Below are 3,056 nucleotides of genomic sequence, written 5' to 3' on the forward strand. Positions count from 1 at the left end.
ATTAAACGTCGCACCGTCAACCTTACATCGCTGGCTCAACGAGGGTCTTATTGCCGGCGAACAGGTGACATCAGGTGCGCCCTGGCAAATACGGGTAACCGACGAACTGAGAGCACACTTTAGCGCAGTGGCCGCAGACGGCTTCGTCACCATGCAGGAAGCCACCCGGGCATTGGGCGTCACGCGCCAGACCGTGTTGCACCGTGTAAAACGCGGCGAACTTGAGGCTGCCCATGTCACCAAAGGTGGMAAAATAGGCTTACGTATCAAACTCATAGACACGCAGCCTACTCTCTTTTAACAGACCACATAAACCTGGAGGCAGTATGAAGCAGGATCCAAGCATCCTTTAATGTCCCCCTCAATAACCCAAGGGTACGGCAGCCGGTTTCGTCGGGTGTCCTTGTCACGTTTCTGCGGCAAGGCTGCCCGACGAATGTACTCCAAGGCACCATGGGTGTTCCTGCCGGGCCGGAACCCGTAAGAGACATGCCAGAACTGTGCCTCGAAGATCGGCTCCAGAAGAATCTTGACCGCGCCTTGGACGACGCGATCTCTGATGGTGGGAATACCCAGGGGCCGGAATTGCCCCGGCTTTCCGGCTTTCGGAATAAATTTGCGTCTGGCCGGACTGGGTCGATATGCGCCGCTGCGCAGATCAGCGTGAAGTTCGACCAGGAAGCGATCTTCACTCTTGTTCCGGATGCGTCCCACCGTCATCCCGTCAACCCCGGCCGTGCGTCCCCCTTTGTTTGAGGCGACACGATGCCAGGCATGGCGCAGCACTCTGAGGTCGGTCAACCAACCCCACATGTCGTGCCACTGGTCGTCGGGATTTGCCTTACTCCACTGATAGAGTTTGCTTTGAATGCCGAGTACCCAGACTTTGTCTGTCCGATGATCCATGTCCACGGATCACTCCTCCGTCTTTGCAATCTTATCATCTTCCTGCTTCCCTTCGCCCTGTGTGCGGCTTTCCCGCACTCCGACTACTACGAAAGCTCCGCCCTTGGTGTCGTCCATATCTGGCCGTCGCAGCGAGCCCGGCTTCCGACCGGGCAAACGATCCAAGTTCCCGTGTTCCGATTTCCAACCTTGTGCCGTTAGGCGGTGAGCTCTACCCCGTGCAATGCGGGAGATGGGGCATAGGAGCCAGTCCCATCTCGGGTCTCATCGAGAACCCGGCAGCAAGGATCGATGAGCCTTACCGCCTCTGATTGCTGTTTGGTGCTTCCACGCCATCACGCTAATGGAAGCGATATCTGTATTCCGAGGCTTCGGACGCCCACTTCGTTGTCTCGCCATAGGCATTGCGGTAGCCCGGCCTGCGGTTGATGGCCCGCATCCGGTACAGTTAAGGCCAATCTGCTTATGCAACCCAACCGGCGACGCCCGGTCAGGCTTCTCGGCCCCCTTCGATCCACTGCTCCTGTAAATCGGGCGGCATCGCAGCCGCCGGTCAAAAATCGGCAAGCTTGAGAGGTTACGTTAAATCATACGCACCTCCCGCGCCGCACGGCGCACCGTCGATCCAGAGGTATGGCCAGTCACCTTCAATCGGCCTGTCGAGAAACGCCTTCACCTTGACGTCGATCTCCTCGCACAGTCGCGACACCTGGTTTTTGGAGATGCCCGACATGCCCATGGCCTTGACCAGATCGTCGACAGAACGGGTTGATATCCCTTGGATATACGCTTCTTGTATTACGGCGGTCAGAGCCTTTTCCGCCATCCGACGGGGTTCAAGGAAGCTCGGGAAATAGCTTCCCTTGCGCAGCTTCGGAATGCGGAGTTCAACGGTTCCGGCTCGCGTCTCCCAGTCCCGGTCGCGGTAGCCGTTGCGTTGAGCAAGGCGCATCGGGTTCTTCTCGCCGAAGTCAGCACCGGTAGCTGAGCCGACCTCCAGCTCCATCAGCCGCTCGGCTGCAAAACCGATCATCTCGCGCAATAAATCTGCATCCGCGCTCTTCTCAACAAGCGAGCGCACGTTCATCATGTCATTGGTCATCGGTGGTCTTTCCGTCAGGTTGGTCTTCAACAACCCGACCCTAGCGGAAAACACTGATGGCCGCCCGCAAACCCGACCACCCGCTACAGCGCTATGAAAAACGCGCGGGCGCTCGGCTTTGCTACCTCCCGCCACCTACACCACCTGCCGGGACACGATCCTTCAGTTCAGGTCCGCGATCTTCAGTTCCGCCGCCTTTCTGCGCTGCTCCGCGCGTGCGGCGCGTCAATCAAGATGAGGCCTCTCATCCAGATCGCCGCGCTATAGCGCGGGCCTGCCGCCAACGCGGCCGTAGTAACCACCGCCATTTGCTTCTCCGTAAAGATCGCATTCAATCTTTGTTGCTAATCTAGCTTTAGCGATCGGTGGCAGCGCGGTGCGGTAGTACATCCGTCGCTATCGGCGGTTGTTTGCGTACGGGTTCTTATGCGTTTATTGGCTTCATCAGCAATCATCTCGGTCTGCCTGGTTGTGTCCGGCTGCACATCCCATTCCAGTCCTGAGCATATCGCAGCCGGTCTCCCCTCATCGGAGTTGACCGGTTCAATTACGCGACCATCAAATGTGCTGCCGCTATCGAATGTCCAACAAAGCATGCCGAAAGCCGTGGTTTCGCGGGAGCAATTGGCTGGGACAGCGTCGGTGATGCCACCAGCCTTCGCATCTGCTATAGGCAGCGTCGGTATTCCCGTCCCCGGGACAAGGCCTGCGGTACGGACCGCTATGGCGAAGCCCGAGATGCCGACGTTCACGCGATCCGGCGGTCAAATTTACGGTCATCGGTTCCGCGATGCCAAACCGATCAATTTCGGTCGATCGTCTCCGCGGAAGCTGGCAGTGCATGGCGTCGACGTCTCGCGCTGGCAAGGTGATATCGACTGGGATCGGCTGCGCACGCAAGGAGCAAACTTCGCTTACATCAAGGCAACCGACGGCGGCGATCATCTCGATCCGATGTTTAAGACGAATTGGCGCAAGGCCAAGGAAGCCGGCGTGCGCCGCGGCGCGTACCACTTCTTCTACTGGTGCCGCACAGCCGGTGAGCAGG

General features: G+C 58.4%; 2 protein-coding genes and 2 pseudogenes. 2 read left to right on the plus strand and 2 right to left on the minus strand.

Features of this window, described 5'->3' with window-relative positions; translation table 11 throughout:
- A partial coding sequence (locus AB4Z52_RS35870) for a hypothetical protein (protein WP_442222561.1) occupies positions 1-301 on the plus strand: 301 nt, incomplete at its 5' end.
- Here AB4Z52_RS35870 and AB4Z52_RS35875 read toward each other — a convergent pair.
- The gene (locus AB4Z52_RS35875; RefSeq protein ID WP_442222562.1) at positions 298-906 is read right to left on the minus strand and encodes a reverse transcriptase domain-containing protein; all 609 of its coding nucleotides are present in this window, start codon (positions 904-906) and stop codon (positions 298-300) included. The genes AB4Z52_RS35870 and AB4Z52_RS35875 overlap by 4 nt on opposite strands.
- A gap of 619 nt (positions 907-1,525) precedes the next feature.
- Positions 1,526-2,008, minus strand: a pseudogene (locus tag AB4Z52_RS35880) (transposase); the annotation flags it as partial.
- A gap of 759 nt (positions 2,009-2,767) precedes the next feature.
- On the opposite strand from AB4Z52_RS35880, the pseudogene AB4Z52_RS35885 reads away from it, so the two are divergent.
- Positions 2,768-3,056 (plus strand): annotated as a pseudogene (locus AB4Z52_RS35885) (GH25 family lysozyme); the annotation flags it as partial.

Origin of the sequence: Rhizobium sp. 2YAF20 (assembly GCF_052114685.1) — a bacterium.
Lineage (GTDB): Bacteria > Pseudomonadota > Alphaproteobacteria > Rhizobiales > Rhizobiaceae > Rhizobium.